This is a genomic window from Pseudomonas sp. JDS08PS003 (genome assembly GCF_045013505.1).
Taxonomy (GTDB): domain Bacteria; phylum Pseudomonadota; class Gammaproteobacteria; order Pseudomonadales; family Pseudomonadaceae; genus Aquipseudomonas; species Aquipseudomonas protegens_B.
Map to the genome: position 1 here is coordinate 1040074 of NZ_CP120724.1, position 19035 is coordinate 1059108.

Consider the following 19035-nt stretch of genomic DNA (forward strand, 5'->3'; position numbering starts at 1 on the left):
TAAAAGCAGTGCTTGAGACTCAAGCCTTGGTGGTCACTACCATTTTCTTGGCGTGGGCCAGGGACTCCTTGGTCAAATTGATGCCGCCCAGCATTCGGGCAATTTCCTCGACCCTTTCATTTTTGCCCAGCTTGGAAACGGCGGTGTGAGTCGCGTTGTTGCCGCGTACCTTGTGCACGAACAGATGCTGATGCCCCTGGGCGGCGACTTGTGGCAAGTGGGTAACGGTCAGCACCTGGCCGCGCTCTCCGAGACGCCGTAGCAATTGGCCGACGATCTCCGCGGTCGGGCCTCCGATCCCGACGTCGACCTCGTCGAATACCAGGGTTGGAACGCGGGAGGTTTGCGCGGTAATCACTTGAATGGCCAGGCTGATGCGTGACAACTCGCCACCCGATGCAACCTTGGCCAGGGCCTTGAGTGGTTGTCCGGGGTTGGCGCTGACCAGCAGTTCAACCTGTTCCAGGCCATTGGGCAGCAGCTCATCGCTGGTGTTGGCTCGCAGTTCGATGGTGAAGCGCCCGCCAGGCATGCCCAGGCGCTGAATTTCCAGCTCCACTGCACTGGCCAGGCCAGTCGCCGCTTGCTGGCGCAATTGGCTCAGCTCCTGGGCTTTTTCCTGGTAGTGCCGGGCGAAGGACTGCAATTCTTCGCCAAGCCGCTCAATGGACTCATCGTTGGCGTCCAGGGTCTCTATTTCATCCAGCAAGGTCTGCTGCATGGCGGCCAATTCGAAGGGTTGGATGCGATGTTTGCGCGCCAAGGTGTAGATCGAGTCCAGTCGCTCTTCGAGTTGTTGCAGGCGTGCCGGGTCGGCATCGAAATGATCAAGAAAGCGATTTAGCTCACCCACCGCTTCTTCTACCTGGATCTGAGCGCTGGCCAATAGATTGGTGGCTTCCCCCAGCGAGCCCGATGCATTGCCGATGCTGGACAGGCGGTTGAGGCTGACGGTCAATGCGTTGAGGACATTGCCGGAATCACTTTCGCTGCATTGCTCCACCACCTGCCGGCAAATGCCCAACAGGGTTTCAGCGTTGGTCAGGTTCTTGTGTTCCTGCTCCAGATCCTCGAGTTCGTTTTCCCCCAGGCCGAGGTTCTCCAGTTCTTCGAGCTGATAGCTGAGCAGTTGGTGACGAGCTCGTTGCTCATCGCCGGAGTTGGACAGGCGTTCCAGCTCCTGGCGGGTCTGGCGCCAGCGTTGGGCGGCCAACTGCACCTGGCGGGCGAGATCGGTAGCGCCGGCGTATTCATCCAGCAGGCGCCGGTGGGTATCGGTCTTGAGCAGTGACTGGTGCTCGTGCTGGCTGTGGATATCGATGAGCAGTTCGCCCAGGGCCTTGAGGTCTCCGAGCGGGCAGGGTGTACCGTTGATATAGCCACGGGAGCGTCCTTCGGCGGTGATCACCCGGCGCAGTATGCAGGGGCCGTCGTTGTCCAGATCGCGTTCGGCCAGCCAGCTGTGGGCCTCGGGAATATCCGCCAGGTCGAAGGTGGCAAGGATGTCGGCCTTGTCGGCGCCTGGCCGTACCACGCCACTGTCGGCGCGATCGCCCAGGGTCAGGCCGAGCGCATCGAGCATGATCGACTTGCCGGCGCCGGTTTCGCCTGTAATGACGCTCATCCCGCGATCCAGTTCCAGATCCAGGTGTTCGACGATGGCGTAATTGTGTACGGACAGGTGCACCAGCATTAAGGCCGCTCCCAAACTAGATGTCTGGTTATTTATACAGTGTTTTGTTTCGGGCTGACAATGCTTTCCCTTAGCTCGATTTGCTTGGTCATTCTGGCTTTTTAGTGCGCCCGGTAATGTCTGCATACAGGATTTATCGGGTCGGAATGACTTTTGCTGTGGCTGCGGACTTGAACCCTGAAAATGCGACCCCATATAGCTGGGCAGAAGAGTGAGCCTGGCTCACAGACGATATTGAAAGGAGAATTTCATGGCTGACGAACAGACGCTGGATACGCAAAATCTAGACGCCAATCAGGCTCCCGAGACTTCGGGTGAAGACCTGACGGCTCGTGTACAAGTGCTCGAAGAGCAACTGGCTGGTGCGCAGGATCAGGCTTTGCGTGTTGCAGCCGATCTGCAAAACGTCCGCCGCCGCGCCGAGCAGGATGTGGAAAAGGCTCACAAATTTGCTTTGGAGAAGTTTGCCGGTGACCTGTTGCCAGTGATCGATAGTCTGGAGCGTGGCCTGGAACTGTCCAATCCGGACGACGAAAGCATCCGCCCAATGCGTGAAGGCATCGAGCTGACCTTGAAGATGTTCCACGACACCCTCAAGCGTTATCAGTTGGAAGCCATCGATCCTCACGGCGAACCGTTCAACGCTGAACAGCATCAGGCCATGGCCATGCAGGAAAGCGCGGATGTCGAGCCAAACAGTGTTCTCAAAGTGTTTCAGAAGGGCTACCAGCTCAATGGTCGCCTGCTGCGCCCGGCCATGGTCGTGGTCAGCAAGGCCCCTGCACCGATTTCGCCTTCGATTGACGAAAAGGCTTGAAAACGGCTGTAGAGCCCCCATTTATCAGTCAAGCGTTTAAGTGCTACCGCAGTTTGCCACCACAGCTGCGGCATCCAAATCCAAAGTTTCGGGAGAGTTAACATGGGCAAGATTATCGGTATTGACTTGGGGACCACCAACTCGTGCGTCTCCATTCTTGAAAACGGCAACGTAAAAGTTATCGAAAACGCTGAAGGCGCGCGTACCACGCCGTCGATCATCGCGTACGCCAACGATGGCGAGATTCTGGTAGGTCAGTCGGCCAAGCGTCAGGCTGTCACCAACCCGCACAACACCTTGTACGCAGTTAAGCGTCTGATCGGTCGTCGTTTCGACGAAGAAGTTGTGCAGAAAGACATCCAGATGGTCCCTTACAAGATCGTCAAGGCTGACAACAACGACGCCTGGGTTGAAGTGAACGGCCAGAAAATGGCTCCGCCACAGATCTCGGCTGAAATCCTCAAGAAAATGAAGAAGACCGCCGAAGACTACCTCGGTGAAGCAGTGACCGAAGCGGTCATTACTGTTCCGGCCTACTTCAACGACAGCCAGCGTCAGGCCACCAAGGACGCCGGTCGCATCGCCGGTCTGGACGTCAAGCGCATCATCAACGAACCAACCGCAGCCGCTCTGGCTTACGGCATGGACAAGGCCAAGGGCGATCACACCGTGATCGTTTACGACCTGGGTGGCGGTACTTTCGACGTTTCCGTGATCGAGATCGCTGAAGTCGATGGCGAGCACCAGTTCGAAGTACTGGCTACCAACGGTGACACCTTCCTGGGTGGTGAAGACTTCGACATCCGTCTGATCGACTACCTGGTTGATGAGTTCAAGAAAGAAAGCGGCATGAACCTCAAGGGTGACCCGCTGGCCATGCAGCGTCTGAAAGAAGCTGCTGAAAAAGCCAAGATCGAGCTGTCGTCGAGCCAGCAGACCGACGTCAACCTGCCGTACATCACTGCAGATGCCACCGGTCCTAAGCACTTGAACGTTAAGATCTCCCGCGCCAAGCTGGAATCTCTGGTTGAAGACCTGGTTCAGCGCACCATCGAGCCATGCCGTATCGCTCTGAAAGACGCCGGTATCGACGTCGGCGCGATCAACGACGTGATTCTGGTCGGCGGCCAGACCCGTATGCCGCTGGTACAGAAAACCGTAACCGACTTCTTCGGTAAAGAAGCTCGTAAGGACGTCAACCCGGACGAAGCTGTTGCCATGGGTGCTGCGATCCAGGGTGCGGTACTGGCCGGTGACGTGAAAGACGTGCTGCTGCTGGACGTCAGCCCGCTGACCCTGGGTATCGAAACCATGGGTGGCGTGATGACCGCGCTGATCGAGAAAAACACCACGATTCCTACCAAGAAATCGCAAGTGTTCTCGACTGCCGACGACAATCAGGGCGCAGTGACCATTCACGTGCTGCAGGGCGAGCGCAAGCAAGCCGCGCAGAACAAGTCCCTGGGCAAGTTCGACCTGGCCGACATTCCACCTGCTCCACGTGGCGTGCCGCAGATCGAAGTGACCTTCGACATCGACGCCAACGGCATCCTGCACGTAGGTGCGAAGGACAAGGCTACCGGCAAGACTCAGTCGATCGTGATCAAGGCCAACTCGGGTCTGTCGGATGAAGAAATCCAGCAGATGATCCGTGACGCTGAAGCCAACTCGGAAGAGGATCGCAAGTTCGAAGAGCTGGCCACTGCCCGTAACCAGGGTGATGCGCTGGTGCACTCGACTCGCAAGATGGTGGCTGACGCCGGCGACAAAGTAACTGCGGAAGAGAAGACCGCGATTGAAGCTGCCGTGGTTGCCCTGGAAGCCGCTGTCAAAGGCGACGACAAGGCTGCTATCGACGCCAAGGTCGAAGAACTGTCGAAAGTCTCGGCCCCGGTTGCTCAGAAGATGTACGCCGAACAGGCTCAGCCTGCTGAAGGCGCTGCACCGCACGCCGAGTCTGCTGAAAAAGCCGACGACGTCGTCGATGCCGAGTTCGAAGAAGTAAAAGACCACAAGTAATGGCTTGTTGGTCGGCCGGTTGACTGCCTTCGGGCGGTGACTGGTAGGATGTCGCCGCGCGGGAGCTTGCTCCCGCGTTGGCGTGTCTGGAGTCAGCGAATTTTGATGGCGTACAACCTTCGTTTGTGCGCTGGCGGTCGGGTCGGAGAAGCTCCTGCTTTCCGGCTGCGATGACCGCAATTATCGACCTGCAACCGGGTCGTCTATCCAAGACCAGGATCGTTGAATTGACGTGAGTTGGGTCCGGGCCTGTATTGGGGCTCAGCGAGTTTGGCAGAGCTCAGGAGGGTTTGCCGGACGTCCTTAAGAGTGCAAAGACTTATGGCAAAGCGTGACTATTACGAAGTATTGGGTGTGGAGCGTGGTTCCAGCGATGCGGAGCTGAAAAAGGCTTACCGTCGCTTGGCGATGAAGCATCACCCGGACCGTAATCCCGGCGACAAAGCGTCGGAAGACATGTTCAAGGAGGCCAACGAGGCCTACGAAGTACTGTCCGATTCCAGCAAGCGTGCCGCGTATGACCAGTACGGCCACGCTGGTGTCGACCCGAGCATGGGTGGCGGGGGTGCCGGCTTCGGCGGGCAGAACTTCTCCGATATCTTCGGTGACGTGTTCAGTGATTTCTTCGGTGGCGGTCGCGGCGGTTCCCGTGGCGGTGCGCAACGCGGCAGCGACCTGCGTTACACCCTGGAGTTGAACCTGGAAGAGGCGGTGCGTGGCACCACGGTGAATATCCGTGTGCCGACACTGGTCAACTGCAAGCCATGCGATGGTTCGGGCGCCAAGAAGGGGTCTTCCCCTGTCACTTGTCCGACCTGTGGCGGTATTGGTCAGGTGCGCATGCAGCAGGGTTTCTTCTCGGTGCAGCAGACCTGCCCGCGCTGCCATGGCCAGGGCAAGATCATTTCCGATCCGTGCGATTCGTGCCACGGCGAAGGTCGGGTCGAAGAGTACAAGACGCTGTCGGTGAAAGTGCCGGCAGGTGTCGATACCGGCGACCGTATTCGCCTGTCCGGCGAAGGCGAGGCGGGGACCCAGGGTGGCCCGACTGGCGACCTGTATGTGGTGATCAATGTGCGTGAGCACGCGATCTTCCAGCGCGACGGCAAGCATCTGTTCTGTGAAGTGCCCATCAGCTTCGTAGATGCGGCGTTGGGTGGCGAGCTGGAGATTCCGACCCTGGATGGTCGGGTCAAGCTGAAGATTCCCGAAGGAACTCAGACCGGCAAGCAGTTCCGGATTCGTGGCAAGGGCGTTGCTCCCGTGCGTGGTGGCGGTGCTGGCGACCTGATGTGCCGGGTTGCGGTGGAGACGCCAGTGAACCTGAGTCGTCGTCAGCGCGAGTTGCTGGAAGAGCTGCGCGGTTCGCTGGATGGCGACAATTCGCACTCGCCGAAAACCACGGGTTGGTTCGAGGGCGTCAAGCGCTTCTTCGGCGACCTGTAAGGAGTAATGCATGCGACGTATAGCAGTGATGGGCGCCGCGGGGCGCATGGGCAAGACTTTGGTCGAGGCTGTGCAGTTGCGCTCGCCGCTCTCCGGGCTGACGGCAGCTATCGTTCGTCCTGGCAGTTCGCTGGTGGGTGCGGATGCAGGTGAGCTGGCGTCCCTGGGGCGTCTTGGCGTGTCGATGTCCGATAGCCTGGAGAAGGTTGTCGATGAGTTTGATGTGCTGATCGATTTCACCTTGCCGGAAGTGATGCTCAAGAACCTGGCCTTCTGCCGTAAGGCGGGCAAGGCCATGGTGATTGGTACTACGGGTTTGGGTGCCAAGGAAAAGCAATTGCTGGCCGAGGCGGGCAAGGAGATTCCCATCGTCTTCGCTGCCAACTTCAGTGTTGGGGTGAACCTGTCGCTGAAGTTGCTGGACATGGCGGCTCGGGTGCTGGGTGATGATGCGGACATCGAAATCATCGAGGCTCATCACCGTCACAAGATCGATGCGCCTTCGGGCACAGCCCTGCGCATGGGTGAGGTGATTGCCAGTGCCTTGGGGCGCGATCTGCAACAGGTTGCGGTCTATGGTCGTGAGGGGCATACCGGTGCGCGTGAGCGCGAAACCATCGGTTTCGCCACTGTGCGTGGTGGTGACGTGGTGGGAGATCACACTGTGCTGTTCGCCACTGAGGGCGAGCGCCTGGAAATCACCCACAAGGCCTCCAGCCGCATGACCTTCGCCAAGGGGGCGGTGCGTGCCGCTCTCTGGCTGGATGGTCGTGAGGCAGGTCTTTACGACATGCAGGATGTGCTGGATCTGCGTTGAGATGCATCTGAAGTGGGGTTGAGGTTGTGCCTTGACCCCCGCTTCAAACCGCTAAGCGATGTTCTGTCGCATTCCTCTGCCTTTAAGGCTCATTAGCGGTGGACCGAAAAAGCCTTTTTCTGTAAGCTACAGCTTTAGTGTGTCCACTAAAAGCGCGCAGATAATTCGACGAAGAAGCGGGGTGACGTGTCTATACGTCATTCCGCTTTTTTGCAACCTGCGATCGCCCTTTCAGGCTCTATTTACGGGAGGTCTTCTTGACTAAGCCAGCCATACTCGCCCTTGCTGATGGCAGCATTTTTCGCGGCGAAGCCATTGGAGCCGACGGTCAAACCGTTGGTGAGGTGGTGTTCAACACCGCAATGACCGGCTATCAGGAAATCCTTACCGATCCTTCCTACGCCCAACAGATCGTTACCCTGACCTATCCCCACATCGGCAACACCGGCACCACGCCGGAAGACGCCGAGTCCGACCGCGTCTGGTCGGCTGGCCTGGTCATCCGTGACTTGCCGCTGGTGGCCAGCAACTGGCGTAACACTCTGTCTCTTTCCGATTACCTGAAAGCCAACAACGTCGTGGCGATCGCCGGTATCGACACCCGTCGTCTGACCCGCATCCTGCGTGAGAAAGGTGCTCAGAACGGCTGCATCATGGCCGGTGACAACATTTCCGAAGAAGCGGCGATTGCAGCGGCTCGCGGCTTCCCGGGCCTGAAAGGCATGGACCTGGCGAAAGTCGTCAGCACCAAGCAAAGCTACGAATGGCGTTCGACTGTCTGGGATCTGAAGACCGACAGCCACGCCACCATCGAAGCCGCCGATCTGCCGTACCACGTGGTCGCCTATGACTACGGGGTCAAGTTGAACATCCTGCGCATGCTGGTGGAGCGCGGTTGCCGCGTGACCGTGGTGCCTGCTCAGACCCCGGCGAGCGACGTCCTGGCCCTCAATCCGGATGGCGTGTTCCTGTCCAACGGTCCTGGCGACCCCGAGCCTTGCGACTACGCGATCAAGGCCATCAAGGAAATCCTCGAGACCGAGATTCCGGTATTCGGTATCTGCCTGGGTCACCAACTGCTGGCCCTGGCTTCCGGTGCCAAGACCCTGAAAATGGGTCACGGTCACCACGGCGCCAACCACCCGGTCCAGGACCTGGACACCGGCGTGGTCATGATCACCAGCCAGAACCACGGTTTTGCGGTGGATGAAGCTACGCTGCCGGGCAATGTCCGGGCGATCCACAAGTCGCTGTTCGACGGCACCCTGCAGGGTATCGAGCGTACCGACAAGAGCGCGTTCAGCTTCCAGGGCCACCCTGAAGCCAGCCCGGGCCCGAACGATGTGGCGCCGCTGTTCGACCGCTTCATCAACGAGATGGCCAAGCGACGCTAAGCGTTCGCCTTGAAAGTGTAGCGAGCAGCGCCTGAGGGCGGCCCCGGCGAGTCCGGCGGAATCCCCTCAGGCGCCTCAGAGAATGTTCAAGACGGCTTGCCGACTGACCTGCGGATTTGAGTGACAACCCATGCCAAAACGTACAGACATTAAAAGCATCCTGATTCTTGGCGCTGGCCCGATCGTGATCGGCCAGGCCTGTGAATTCGACTATTCCGGCGCCCAGGCCTGCAAGGCTCTGCGCGAAGAGGGTTACCGGGTCATCCTGGTGAACTCCAACCCGGCCACCATCATGACCGACCCGGCCATGGCCGACGCCACCTACATCGAGCCGATCAAGTGGCAGACTGTTGCCAAGATCATCGAGAAAGAGCGTCCGGACGCGCTGCTGCCAACCATGGGCGGCCAGACTGCTTTGAACTGCGCTCTGGACCTGGAGCGCGAAGGCGTTCTGGAGAAGTTCGGCGTAGAGATGATCGGCGCCAATGCCGACACTATCGACAAGGCTGAAGACCGTTCACGCTTCGATGCGGCCATGAAGTCCATCGGCCTGGCGTGCCCACGTTCCGGTATCGCTCACAGCATGGAAGAGGCCAATGCGGTCCTCGACAAGCTGGGCTTCCCTTGCATCATCCGTCCGTCCTTCACCATGGGCGGCACCGGTGGCGGTATCGCTTACAACCGTGAAGAGTTCGAGGAGATCTGCGCCCGCGGTCTGGACCTGTCGCCGACCAAGGAACTGCTGATCGACGAGTCGCTGATCGGCTGGAAAGAGTACGAGATGGAGGTGGTCCGCGATAAGAAGGACAACTGCATCATCGTCTGCTCCATCGAAAACTTCGACCCGATGGGTGTGCACACCGGTGACTCGATCACCGTAGCTCCGGCACAGACCCTGACCGACAAGGAATACCAGATCCTGCGTAACGCCTCCCTGGCGGTACTGCGTGAGATCGGCGTGGAAACCGGCGGTTCCAACGTGCAGTTCGGCATCTGCCCGAACACCGGCCGCATGGTCGTGATCGAGATGAACCCGCGGGTGTCCCGTTCCTCGGCGCTGGCCTCGAAAGCCACTGGTTTCCCGATCGCCAAGGTCGCGGCCAAGCTGGCGGTGGGTTACACCCTGGACGAGCTGTCCAACGACATCACCGGCGGCAAGACTCCAGCCTCCTTCGAGCCGTCAATCGACTACGTCGTGACCAAGCTGCCACGCTTTGCCTTCGAGAAATTCTCCAAGGCTGACGCGCGCCTGACCACCCAGATGAAGTCGGTGGGTGAGGTCATGGCCATCGGCCGGACCTTCCAGGAGTCCCTGCAGAAAGCCCTGCGAGGTCTGGAAGTCGGTGTTTGCGGCCTGGATCCGAAACTCGACCTGAGCAACCCGGAAAGCATGAACGTGCTCAAGCGCGAGCTGACCGTGCCGGGCGCCGAGCGTATCTGGTACGTGGCTGACGCCTTCCGTGCCGGCATGACCGTCGAGCAGATCTTCGGCATGAACATGATCGATCCTTGGTTCCTGGTGCAGATCGAAGATCTGATCAAGGAAGAAGAGAAGGTCAAGACCTTGGGGCTGTCGGCTATCGGCCGCGACCTGATGTTCCGCTTGAAGCGCAAAGGCTTCTCCGACCAGCGTCTGGCCAAGCTGCTGGGTGTGACCGAGAAGAACCTGCGTACTCACCGTCATAAGCTGGAAGTGTTCCCGGTCTACAAGCGCGTCGATACTTGCGCCGCCGAGTTCGCTACTGACACCGCTTACCTGTACTCGACTTATGAAGAAGAGTGCGAAGCCGCACCTTCGAGCCGTGACAAGATCATGATCCTGGGCGGCGGTCCAAACCGTATCGGCCAGGGTATCGAGTTCGACTACTGCTGCGTACACGCTGCACTGGCGCTGCGCGACGATGGTTACGAAACCATCATGGTCAACTGCAACCCGGAAACCGTTTCCACCGACTACGACACCTCCGATCGCCTGTACTTCGAGCCAGTAACCCTGGAAGACGTGCTGGAAATCGTCCGCGTCGAGAAGCCAAAAGGCGTGATCGTTCAGTATGGCGGCCAGACTCCGCTGAAGCTGGCTCGTGCCCTGGAAGCGGCCGGTGTGCCGATCATTGGCACCAGTCCTGACGCCATCGACCGTGCCGAAGACCGTGAGCGCTTCCAGCAGATGGTTGAGCGCCTGAACCTGCGTCAGCCGCCAAACGCTACTGTGCGCAGCGAAGACGAAGCGATTCGTGCCGCGACCAAGATCGGTTATCCGCTGGTGGTGCGTCCGTCCTATGTTCTGGGCGGCCGGGCGATGGAAATCGTCTACGAGGAAGAAGAGCTCAAGCGCTACCTGCGTGAAGCGGTGCAAGTGTCCAACGACAGCCCGGTGCTGCTGGACCACTTCCTCAACTGCGCCATCGAGATGGACGTGGATGCGGTCTGCGACGGCACCGATGTGGTGATCGGCGCGATCATGCAGCACATCGAGCAAGCCGGCGTTCACTCCGGTGACTCCGCGTGCTCCCTGCCGCCGTACTCGCTGCCGGCGCACATCCAGGATGAGATGCGTGAGCAGGTCAAGAAAATGGCCCTGGAGTTGGGCGTGGTTGGCTTGATGAACGTACAGTTGGCCCTGCAGGGCAATGAGATCTACGTTATTGAAGTGAACCCGCGCGCTTCCCGCACCGTGCCTTTCGTGTCCAAGTGCATTGGCGTCTCCCTGGCGATGATCGCGGCTCGTGTAATGGCTGGTAAGACCCTGAAAGAACTGGGCTTCACCAAGGAAATCATCCCGAACTTCTACAGCGTCAAGGAAGCGGTGTTCCCGTTCGCCAAGTTCCCGGGCGTTGACCCGATCCTCGGCCCAGAGATGAAGTCCACCGGTGAAGTCATGGGTGTGGGCGATACCTTCGGTGAGGCGTTCGCCAAGGCCCAGATGGGCGCCAGCGAAGTGCTGCCAACTGGCGGTACCGCATTCATCAGCGTCCGTGACGATGACAAACCTCTGGTTGCAGGCGTTGCCCGTGATCTGATCAACTTGGGTTTTGAAGTGGTCGCTACTGCAGGCACTGCCAAGCTGATCGAAGCGGCCGGCCTGAAAGTGCGTCGTGTGAACAAGGTGACTGAAGGTCGTCCGCATGTGGTCGATATGATCAAGAACGACGAAGTCACCCTGATTATCAACACCACTGAAGGCCGTCAGTCGATCGCTGACTCTTACTCCATTCGTCGTAACGCCTTGCAGCACAAGATCTACTGCACCACCACCATTGCTGCTGGCGAAGCTATCTGCGAAGCGTTGAAGTTCGGTCCAGAAAAAACCGTGCGTCGCTTGCAGGATCTACACGCAGGATTGAAGGCATGAATAAATACCCAATGACCGTCCAGGGCGCTCGCGCCCTGGAAGAAGAGCATGCTCACCTGACCAAGGTCGTGCGTCCGAAGCTCAGCCAGGACATCGGTACGGCCCGCGAGTTGGGTGACTTGAAGGAAAACGCTGAATACCATGCTGCGCGTGAACAGCAAGGCATGGTCGAGGCGCGGATCCGTGATATTGAAGGCCGTCTGCAGAACTCGGTGGTCATCGACGTCACGACCATTCCTCATACTGGCAAAGTAATCTTTGGCACCACGGTCGAGATCGCCAACGTCGAGACCGACGAAAGCGTGACCTACCAGATCGTTGGTGAGGACGAGGCTGATATCAAGCTCGGTAAAATCTCCGTCGGCTCGCCGATTGCCCGCGCCTTGATTGCCAAGGAAGAGGGTGATGTGGTGGCGGTCAAAACGCCTGGCGGCGTTATCGAGTATGAGATTGTCGAAGTCCGTCACATCTGAAAGAAGGCGCCCGCTGCATGCGGGCGCCATGCTTTGGCAGCTGACCCAGATGTTGTGGGTCGGCGGCTTGTGGTTATTGCATCTTGGCTTGCTTCCCGCTCTGAGCCAGATTGGCCTCGCCCCCTTGCTCATCGAAGAGATTTCGATGCTGCTCAGTGCGTTGTTGGTGGGCTTTTCGGCGGCGTGCCTGGTTCTGCAGGCGCTGGTACTGATTCAGTCCGAAGGGCTGAGAAGTCTTTGGCGTGATGTTCGAGGGCAACTGCTGTTGATGGCAATGTATGCGTGCGGGATGTATTTCACTGTACGAATTCTGTTGCCGGAAGCTCAACGCTGGCAGTTGTTCAGCTATCTGGTTCTGGGCTTTTCCGGCTTGATACTGGTGCTGCAGCCGGTGCCAGGATGGGGTGGAAGGGTGCGCCAGGCACACCCTTGACCCGAGTCGGCGTCAGTTGAAACGATGGACGTTCGACAATTGCTTGTTTACCTTGGCGTTCTTGCGGTAGATCAGCGCCATCTTGCCGATGACCTGCACCAGATCCGCTTTGCCGGCCTTGCACAGTTCGGCAATGGCTTCCAGGCGCGATTCGCGCTCGAGGATGTTGAGCTTGATCTTGATCAGCTCGTGATCGCTCAAGGCGCGTTCAAGTTCGGCTAGCACACCTTCGGTCAAACCGTTGTCAGCCACAGTCAATACTGGTTTCAGATGGTGGCCAATGGATTTGTACTGTTTCTTCTGCTCTTGAGTGAGCGGCATAATCTGACCCCTGCGTCTGATCTTGTAAAAAGCGGCGGCCAGTTTACCCGAGCGAGTCCGGGACCGCCCAGTTAATCACGACCCGTTTTATTTTGAGGTGGCCCGTGGCCCGTTCCAAAACTAGCCATAACTGGCTGAAAGAGCACTTCAACGACCCATTCGTCAAAATGGCGCAAAAAGATGGGTATCGTTCCCGTGCCAGCTACAAGCTGCTGGAGATCCAGGAAAAGGACCGCCTTATCCGTCCTGGCATGAGTGTTATTGACCTGGGGGCTGCCCCGGGAGGCTGGTCGCAGGTGACCAGTCGTCTGATTGGTGGTCAAGGGCGATTGATCGCCTCGGATATCCTGGAAATGGACAGCATTCCCGATGTGACCTTTATTCAAGGGGACTTCACCGAGGATGCGGTGCTGGCACAGATTCTCGAAGCAGTCGGAAATTCAGAGGTTGACCTTGTGATTTCCGATATGGCCCCCAATATGAGTGGATTAGCGGCCGTGGACATGCCTCGTGCGATGTTCCTGTGCGAATTGGCGCTGGATCTTGCGGGTCGAGTATTACGTCCAGGTGGTGATTTTCTTATCAAGATCTTCCAGGGTGAAGGATTTGATGAGTACCACAAGAGCGTTCGGCAGATGTTCGAGAAGGTGCAGATGCGCAAACCGACATCGTCCCGTGACCGTTCTCGGGAGCAATACCTGCTGGGGCGTGGCTTCCGTGGTCGCAGTGAGTAAGTAAGGATTTTGACTGGGGTGATAGGATTTTCGTATTTCGCCCCGTCAGATTAAACGCATATTGTGTAGTCTAAGTTTCACATAGGGTTACAGACAGCGCCTGCCAGAGCTGTAGGTAATGTAGTAAGTTAGGCCGGTGAATATCATGCGAAGCGCGCGCCAGTAGCGGAGCTTGCTTCAGAGGGTAGTTAATTGAACGACATGGCAAAGAATCTGATCCTTTGGTTGATCATCGCTGCCGTCCTTGTGACGGTGATGAACAACTTCTCCAGCCCTAACGAGCCGCAAACCCTCAACTACTCCGACTTCATCCAGCAAGTTAAGGATGGCAAGGTCGAGCGCGTAGCTGTTGATGGCTACGTTATTACCGGCAAGCGCAACGATGGTGACAGCTTCAAAACCATTCGTCCTGCCATTCAGGACAATGGCCTGATCGGCGATTTGGTGGACAACCATGTCGTGGTCGAAGGCAAGCAGCCTGAGCAGCAAAGTATCTGGACCCAATTGTTGGTGGCCAGCTTCCCGATTCTGGTGATCATTGCAGTCTTCATGTTCTTCATGCGGCAAATGCAAGGTGGCGCAGGTGGCAAGGGTGGGCCGATGAGCTTTGGCAAGAGCAAGGCGCGTCTGCTCTCTGAAGATCAGGTGAAAACCACTCTGGCTGACGTTGCTGGTTGTGACGAGGCCAAAGAGGAAGTTGGCGAGCTGGTGGAATTCCTGCGTGATCCAGGCAAGTTCCAGCGTCTGGGTGGTCGCATTCCTCGCGGCGTGCTGATGGTAGGCCCGCCGGGTACTGGTAAGACCTTGCTGGCCAAGGCCATTGCGGGCGAAGCCAAGGTGCCGTTCTTCACTATTTCCGGTTCCGACTTCGTCGAGATGTTCGTTGGTGTCGGTGCCAGCCGCGTTCGCGACATGTTCGAACAGGCCAAGAAACATGCTCCATGCATCATTTTCATCGATGAGATCGACGCTGTCGGTCGTCACCGTGGCGCCGGCATGGGCGGCGGTCATGATGAGCGTGAGCAGACCCTCAACCAATTGCTGGTTGAGATGGACGGCTTTGAAATGAACGATGGCATCATTGTTATCGCCGCCACTAACCGTCCTGACGTGCTCGACCCAGCGCTGCTGCGTCCCGGTCGTTTCGACCGCCAGGTGGTGGTTGGCCTGCCGGATATTCGCGGTCGCGAGCAGATTCTCAAGGTTCACATGCGCAAAGTGCCGATGGGCGAAGATGTTGCCCCGGCAGTGATCGCGCGTGGTACACCGGGTTTCTCCGGTGCCGACTTGGCAAATCTGGTGAACGAGGCCTCGCTGTTCGCGGCTCGTACCGGTAAGCGTATTGTCGAAATGAAGGAATTTGAACTGGCCAAGGACAAGATCATGATGGGCGCAGAGCGCAAATCCATGGTCATGTCCGAGAAAGAAAAGCAGAACACCGCTTATCACGAAGCCGGCCACGCCATTGTCGGTCGAGTCGTGCCTGAGCATGATCCGGTCTACAAAGTCTCGATCATCCCTCGCGGTCGGGCATTGGGCGTCACCATGTTCCTACCGGAAGAAGATCGCTACAGCCTGTCCAAGCGAGCCCTGATCAGCCAGATCTGCTCGCTCTATGGTGGCCGTATCGCAGAAGAGATGACGCTGGGCTTTGACGGTGTGACCACCGGTGCATCCAACGACATCATGCGCGCCAGCCAGATTGCTCGGAACATGGTCACCAAGTGGGGTCTCTCCGAAAAACTCGGTCCGCTGATGTATGCGGAAGAAGAGGGCGAAGTATTCCTGGGTCGCAGTGCAGGCAGCCAGCATGCCAGCTTGTCCGCCGAAACAGCGAAACTGATCGACTCTGAAGTGCGCAGTATCATTGACCAGTGCTACGGCACTGCCAAACAGATCCTTACGGACAACCGTGACAAGCTGGACGCCATGGCGGACGCCTTGATGAAGTACGAAACCATCGATGCCGATCAGATTGACGACATCATGGCGGGGCGTACTCCGCGTGAACCTCGTGATTGGGAGGGCGGTTCGGGTACTACTCCTCCAGTAGTGCAAAACGAACGTCCGGAAACACCCATCGGCGGCCCTGCTGCCGACCACTAAGGTTTTAAATGACTTCTGTTCCTTCCTCCACCCGGTTGCCTTGCGGCAACCGGGTTCTTGATTTGGCCCGTGCGCATGTCATGGGCATCTTGAATGTAACCCCCGACTCCTTTTCCGATGGCGGTCGCTTCAGCCAGCTGGATGTCGCTTTGCGACATGCCGAGGCCATGGTTGCCGCCGGTGCTACGCTGATCGATATCGGCGGCGAGTCAACTCGGCCAGGTGCCCGGGCGGTATCGCCGCTGGAGGAGCTGGAGCGCGTTGCCCCTGTCGTCGAGCGAATTCATCGCGAACTGGACGTGGTTATTTCCGTTGATACCTCAACCCCGGCAGTGATGCGCGAAACTGCACGTCTGGGGGCGGGGCTGATTAACGATGTGCGTGCGTTGCGCCGTGATGGCGCTCTGGATGCAGCAGCTGCCACAGGCTTGCCGGTGTGTCTGATGCATATGCTCGGGGAGCCGGGCGATATGCAGGACAATCCGCATTACCAGAATGTCACTCAGGAAGTGGGTGTCTTTTTGGCCGAGCGAATGGTGGCGTGTTCGGCCGTCGGGATTGGCGCTGAACGGATTGTTCTCGACCCGGGCTTTGGCTTTGCCAAGACCCTGCAGCACAATTTGAGCCTGTTCAAGCATATGGAAGCCCTGCATGCCCTTGGGCGCCCCCTTCTGGTTGGGGTTTCGCGCAAAAGCATGGTTGGCCAAACCTTGAATCGACCTGTGGCTGAGCGATTGCACGGCAGTCTGGCGCTCGCGGCATTGGCGGTGACCAAGGGGGCGAAAATTATCCGCGTTCATGATGTCGCCGAGACAGTGGACGTTGTGCGAATGATTGCGGCAGTGGAATCCGCCGAATAAGAACGATGGAGTACTTATGACTAAGAAATACTTTGGCACCGACGGCATTCGTGGTCGTGTGGGCGAATTCCCGATTACTCCCGATTTCATGCTCAAGCTCGGTTGGGCGGCTGGCATGGCCTTTCGCAGCATGGGTGCCTGCCGCGTGTTGGTAGGCAAGGACACGCGTATCTCTGGGTACATGTTCGAGTCGGCTCTTGAGGCAGGACTGTCCGCGGCCGGTGCGGATGTAATGCTGCTGGGGCCGATGCCGACTCCGGCGATCGCCTATCTGACGCGCACTTTCCATGCGGAGGCCGGGATTGTCATCAGTGCTTCGCACAATCCCCATGATGACAACGGCATCAAGTTCTTCTCGGGTGAGGGCACCAAGCTGCCTGACGAGGTGGAGTTGATGATCGAAGAGTTGCTGGATGCACCGATGACCGTGGTGGAGTCGAGCAAGCTCGGCAAGGTGTCGCGGATCAACGACGCATCAGGGCGCTACATTGAATTCTGTAAGAGCAGCGTGCCATCGAGCACCAGTTTTGCCGGCTTGAAGGTCGTCCTGGACTGCGCTCATGGTGCCACCTACAAGGTCGCGCCGAGTGTATTTCGCGAGTTGGGCGCACAAGTCACGGTTCTGTCTGCGCAGCCTAATGGCTTGAACATCAACGAGAACTGCGGTTCGACTCATATGTCGCAATTGCAGGCGGCGGTCCTGGCCGAGCACGCGGATCTGGGTATTGCCTTTGATGGGGATGGTGACCGGGTGCTGATGGTCGACCAGACCGGTGCAATTGTTGACGGTGATGAACTGCTGTTCATCATTGCCCGGGATCTGCATGAGCGTGACAAGTTGCAAGGCGGTGTGGTCGGGACGCTTATGAGCAATTTGGGGCTGGAGCTGGCTCTGGCGGATCTGGGCATTCCTTTTGTCCGGGCCAATGTAGGTGATCGTTATGTGATTGCCGAACTGCTGGAGCGTAACTGGTTGGTGGGGGGGGAAAACTCCGGGCACATTGTGTGCTTCCGGCATGCCACGACGGGTGATGCGATCATTGCTGCATTGCAGGTGCTGATGGCGCTCAAGGCGCGTGGTGAAAGCCTGGCCCAGTCACGCCAGGGGCTGCGCAAGTGTCCTCAGGTGCTGGTCAATGTTCGCTTTGCCGGGGGGGATAACCCGGTTGAGCATCCTGCCGTGAAAGAGGCCTGTGAGCGTGTCACTGCTGCGATGGCGGGGCGTGGACGGGTTCTGCTGCGCAAGTCCGGTACCGAGCCTTTGGTGCGTGTCATGGTCGAAGGTGACGATGAAGCACAGGTTCGCGCTTATGCTGATGAGCTGGCAAAACTGGTTGCTGAAGTTTCTGCCTGATTTCGGCTTGCCAGTGTTGTTTTGGTTGGGTAACATCTGCGCCCACTTTGACCGACGAGGTACAGCATGCGTCGCCCTATGGTAGCTGGTAACTGGAAGATGCACGGTACCCGCGCCAGCGTCGCTGAGCTGATCAATGGCCTTCGTCATCTGGCCTTGCCAAGCGGTGTTGATGTCGCGGTTTTCCCGCCTTGCTTGTATATCAATCAAGTGATTGATGGCTTGAAAGGTAAGTCGATTTCGGTCGGCGCGCAGAATTCTGCGGTGGAATCCATGCAAGGTGCGTTGACGGGCGAGATCGCCCCGAGTCAATTGGTGGACGCAGGTTGTTCCCTGGTGCTGGTTGGGCACTCCGAACGCCGCCTGATCATGGGTGAGCGGGACGCGACTCTCAACCGCAAGTTCGCTGCGGCACAGGCTTGTGGTTTGAAGCCGATTCTGTGTGTAGGGGAAACCCTGGAGCAGCGCGAAGCCGGGAAGACTCTAGAGGTTGTCGGGCGTCAGCTTGGCAGCATTATCGAGGAGTTGGGTGTTGGCGCGTTCGCCAATGCTGTTATCGCTTACGAGCCGGTCTGGGCCATTGGTACCGGGCTGACTGCAACGCCGCAACAAGCGCAGGACGTGCACGCAGCTATCCGCGCGCAGTTGGCGGCAGAGAATTCTGAAGTGGCACGAGGAGTGCGGCTTCTATACGGCGGCAGCGTGAAGGCGGCCAATGCGGTCGAACTGTTCGGCATGCCGGATATCGATGGGGGGCTCATTGGTGGAGCTTCCCTGAATGCAGATGAGTTCGGTGCGATCTGTCGCGCCGCGGGAAACTGAAAAAATGCTGGAAACAGTCGTAGTCGTTTTTCATCTGCTGGGTGCCCTGGGCGTAGTTGCTCTGGTTTTGCTGCAGCAGGGTAAAGGTGCGGATGCTGGCGCGTCTTTCGGTGCAGGTGCTTCAAATACTGTGTTCGGAAGCCAAGGTTCCTCTACCTTTCTTAGTAAGTTTACTGCTATACTTGCCGCCGGTTTCTTCATAACCAGCTTGGGGTTAGGTTACTTTGCTAAAGAGAAAGCTCATCAGCTGACTCAAGTAGGTTTACCAGATCCAGCAGTGCTTGAAGTACCAAAGCAAAAACCGGCTTCTGATGATGTCCCGGTGCTCCAAGAGCAAAAGTCGGCCAATAGTGCGACTGATGTACCTCCAGCTCCAGAGCAGAAGTAAGAAGAG

General features: G+C 58.0%; 16 protein-coding genes. 14 read left to right on the top strand and 2 right to left on the bottom strand.

All coding sequences use genetic code 11. The features are described 5' to 3' along the window. Positions 1-19: 19 nt before the first annotated feature. Positions 20-1693 (bottom strand): DNA repair protein RecN, encoded by a 1674-nt coding sequence (gene recN, locus P7C00_RS04680; protein ID WP_404938217.1) that lies wholly within the window; start codon positions 1691-1693, stop codon positions 20-22. Positions 1694-1943: 250 nt separating this feature from the next. Between recN and grpE the strand changes: the two genes are divergently transcribed. From grpE to P7C00_RS04720, 8 genes are all read left to right on the top strand, one after another. Beyond that, positions 1944-2510 (top strand): nucleotide exchange factor GrpE, encoded by a 567-nt coding sequence (gene grpE / locus P7C00_RS04685; protein ID WP_346633674.1) that lies wholly within the window; start codon positions 1944-1946, stop codon positions 2508-2510. 102 nt (positions 2511-2612) lie between these two features. Then, positions 2613-4529, top strand: a complete 1917-nt coding sequence (gene dnaK, locus P7C00_RS04690; protein WP_123727411.1) for a molecular chaperone DnaK — start codon at positions 2613-2615, stop codon at positions 4527-4529. Positions 4530-4850: 321 nt separating this feature from the next. Continuing rightward, positions 4851-5975, top strand: a complete 1125-nt coding sequence (dnaJ, locus tag P7C00_RS04695; RefSeq protein ID WP_404938218.1) for a molecular chaperone DnaJ — start codon at positions 4851-4853, stop codon at positions 5973-5975. A gap of 10 nt (positions 5976-5985) precedes the next feature. After that, on the top strand, positions 5986-6792 hold the full coding sequence (gene dapB / locus P7C00_RS04700; RefSeq protein ID WP_015634113.1) for a 4-hydroxy-tetrahydrodipicolinate reductase: 807 nt from the start codon (positions 5986-5988) through the stop codon (positions 6790-6792). A 257-nt stretch (positions 6793-7049) separates the two neighbouring features. Continuing rightward, positions 7050-8186 (top strand): glutamine-hydrolyzing carbamoyl-phosphate synthase small subunit, encoded by a 1137-nt coding sequence (gene carA / locus P7C00_RS04705; RefSeq protein WP_047301683.1) that lies wholly within the window; start codon positions 7050-7052, stop codon positions 8184-8186. Positions 8187-8316: 130 nt separating this feature from the next. Next, a complete protein-coding gene (carB, locus tag P7C00_RS04710) occupies positions 8317-11538 on the top strand; it encodes a carbamoyl-phosphate synthase large subunit (protein ID WP_123727413.1) in 3222 nt (1073 codons plus the stop codon). Next, the gene (gene greA / locus P7C00_RS04715; RefSeq protein WP_011059193.1) at positions 11535-12011 is read left to right on the top strand and encodes a transcription elongation factor GreA; all 477 of its coding nucleotides are present in this window, start codon (positions 11535-11537) and stop codon (positions 12009-12011) included. The genes carB and greA overlap by 4 nt, the downstream gene beginning before the upstream one ends. A gap of 28 nt (positions 12012-12039) precedes the next feature. After that, positions 12040-12444, top strand: a complete 405-nt coding sequence (locus tag P7C00_RS04720; protein WP_346633741.1) for an MFS transporter — start codon at positions 12040-12042, stop codon at positions 12442-12444. A gap of 12 nt (positions 12445-12456) precedes the next feature. Here P7C00_RS04720 and P7C00_RS04725 read toward each other — a convergent pair whose 3' ends face one another. Then, complete coding sequence (locus P7C00_RS04725) at positions 12457-12765, bottom strand: YhbY family RNA-binding protein (RefSeq protein ID WP_102861082.1); 309 nt, start codon at positions 12763-12765, stop codon at positions 12457-12459. 104 nt (positions 12766-12869) lie between these two features. On the opposite strand from P7C00_RS04725, the gene rlmE reads away from it, so the two are divergent. The 6 genes from rlmE to secG all read left to right on the top strand — a co-directional run bounded on the left by rlmE (position 12870) and on the right by secG (position 19029). After that, a complete protein-coding gene (gene rlmE / locus P7C00_RS04730) occupies positions 12870-13499 on the top strand; it encodes a 23S rRNA (uridine(2552)-2'-O)-methyltransferase RlmE (RefSeq protein WP_047283886.1) in 630 nt (209 codons plus the stop codon). 201 nt (positions 13500-13700) lie between these two features. Then, complete coding sequence (gene ftsH, locus P7C00_RS04735; RefSeq protein ID WP_060837486.1) at positions 13701-15605, top strand: ATP-dependent zinc metalloprotease FtsH; 1905 nt, start codon at positions 13701-13703, stop codon at positions 15603-15605. 8 nt (positions 15606-15613) lie between these two features. Then, entirely contained in the window at positions 15614-16465 is an 852-nt protein-coding gene (gene folP, locus P7C00_RS04740) for a dihydropteroate synthase (RefSeq protein ID WP_404938219.1), read from the top strand. Positions 16466-16481: 16 nt separating this feature from the next. Further along, positions 16482-17819 carry a phosphoglucosamine mutase gene (gene glmM / locus P7C00_RS04745; RefSeq protein WP_199010586.1) on the top strand — a complete coding sequence of 446 codons (1338 nt, stop codon included), beginning with the start codon at positions 16482-16484 and terminating at the stop codon, positions 17817-17819. 66 nt (positions 17820-17885) lie between these two features. Continuing rightward, positions 17886-18641, top strand: coding sequence for a triose-phosphate isomerase (gene tpiA, locus P7C00_RS04750; RefSeq protein ID WP_025131413.1), 756 nt, complete (start codon positions 17886-17888; stop codon positions 18639-18641). Positions 18642-18645: 4 nt separating this feature from the next. Then, positions 18646-19029 (top strand): preprotein translocase subunit SecG, encoded by a 384-nt coding sequence (gene secG, locus P7C00_RS04755; RefSeq protein WP_015634120.1) that lies wholly within the window; start codon positions 18646-18648, stop codon positions 19027-19029. Positions 19030-19035 lie beyond the last annotated feature (6 nt).

Bases quoted from the DNA above. Each gene is read 5' to 3' on its own strand.
- glmM (WP_199010586.1), top strand. From the start codon at position 16,482: ATGACTAAGAAATACTTTGGCACCGACGGCATTCGTGGTCGTGTGGGC.
- dapB (WP_015634113.1), top strand. From the start codon at position 5,986: ATGCGACGTATAGCAGTGATGGGCGCCGCGGGGCGCATGGGCAAGACT.
- secG (WP_015634120.1), top strand. From the start codon at position 18,646: ATGCTGGAAACAGTCGTAGTCGTTTTTCATCTGCTGGGTGCCCTGGGC.
- greA (WP_011059193.1), top strand. From the start codon at position 11,535: ATGAATAAATACCCAATGACCGTCCAGGGCGCTCGCGCCCTGGAAGAA.
- tpiA (WP_025131413.1), top strand. From the start codon at position 17,886: ATGCGTCGCCCTATGGTAGCTGGTAACTGGAAGATGCACGGTACCCGC.
- folP (WP_404938219.1), top strand. From the start codon at position 15,614: ATGACTTCTGTTCCTTCCTCCACCCGGTTGCCTTGCGGCAACCGGGTT.
- dnaJ (WP_404938218.1), top strand. From the start codon at position 4,851: ATGGCAAAGCGTGACTATTACGAAGTATTGGGTGTGGAGCGTGGTTCC.
- P7C00_RS04725 (WP_102861082.1), bottom strand. From the start codon at position 12,765: ATGCCGCTCACTCAAGAGCAGAAGAAACAGTACAAATCCATTGGCCAC.
- grpE (WP_346633674.1), top strand. From the start codon at position 1,944: ATGGCTGACGAACAGACGCTGGATACGCAAAATCTAGACGCCAATCAG.
- P7C00_RS04720 (WP_346633741.1), top strand. From the start codon at position 12,040: ATGCTTTGGCAGCTGACCCAGATGTTGTGGGTCGGCGGCTTGTGGTTA.
- carB (WP_123727413.1), top strand. From the start codon at position 8,317: ATGCCAAAACGTACAGACATTAAAAGCATCCTGATTCTTGGCGCTGGC.
- ftsH (WP_060837486.1), top strand. From the start codon at position 13,701: ATGGCAAAGAATCTGATCCTTTGGTTGATCATCGCTGCCGTCCTTGTG.
- recN (WP_404938217.1), bottom strand. From the start codon at position 1,693: ATGCTGGTGCACCTGTCCGTACACAATTACGCCATCGTCGAACACCTG.
- dnaK (WP_123727411.1), top strand. From the start codon at position 2,613: ATGGGCAAGATTATCGGTATTGACTTGGGGACCACCAACTCGTGCGTC.